Source organism: Bradyrhizobium sp. PRIMUS42 (assembly GCF_023006515.1).
In the GTDB taxonomy this organism is placed as follows: domain Bacteria; phylum Pseudomonadota; class Alphaproteobacteria; order Rhizobiales; family Xanthobacteraceae; genus Bradyrhizobium.
This window is the reverse complement of sequence record NZ_JALBGZ010001477.1, coordinates 1-594: the sequence shown is the minus strand read 5'-3', so window position 1 is coordinate 594 and position 594 is coordinate 1. Positions and strand designations below refer to the sequence as shown.

General features: G+C 69.0%; 1 protein-coding gene. It reads left to right on the top strand.

Annotated features, from left to right (window positions below):
* A partial coding sequence (locus MOV75_RS41170; protein ID WP_247008611.1) for a histidine kinase occupies window positions 1-594 on the top strand: 594 nt, incomplete at both ends.

Here is a 594-nt window from a genome sequence, read left to right as displayed (position 1 = left end):
CGATCTGCGCCAAGCTCAACCACCTTGCGGCAACGCTGGGCGAGGCGGTCGAGGACAAGCGGCGCCTCGCCGAGCGAGCGGTGTCGCTCCAGGACATCGAGCGCAAGGAGATCGCGCGCGAGCTCCACGACGAGTTCGGGCCGTATCTGTTCTCGCTGCGCGCGCATGCCGGCGTGCTGGCCAAGCAAGCGGATGGACGCGTCCCGAGTGCCGAGGCCGTGCGAAAACATGGCAGTGCCATGCTGGAGCAGATCAACGCGCTGCAGCAGTTCAATCGCCGCGTGCTGGAGCGCCTCCGCCCCGTCGGCCTTGCCGAGCTCGGCCTGCGCCAGGCGCTCGAATCGCTGTTGCGGCTGTGGCGGGAGTCGCATCCCGATGTCGCGATCGAGACCGTGATCTCGCCGTCGCTTGGGGTCACCGGGGAGACCGCGGATCTGACCATCTACCGCATCGTGCAGGAGGCGCTCACCAACGTGTTCCGCCACGCCGGGGCGACCTCGGTCAATGTCGTCATCGAGCCGGTGGAGCAGATGGCGCACGACGGCCGAGGCTGCGCCCGGGTGCGGGTCAGCGACAACGGCCGCGGCATGGAGC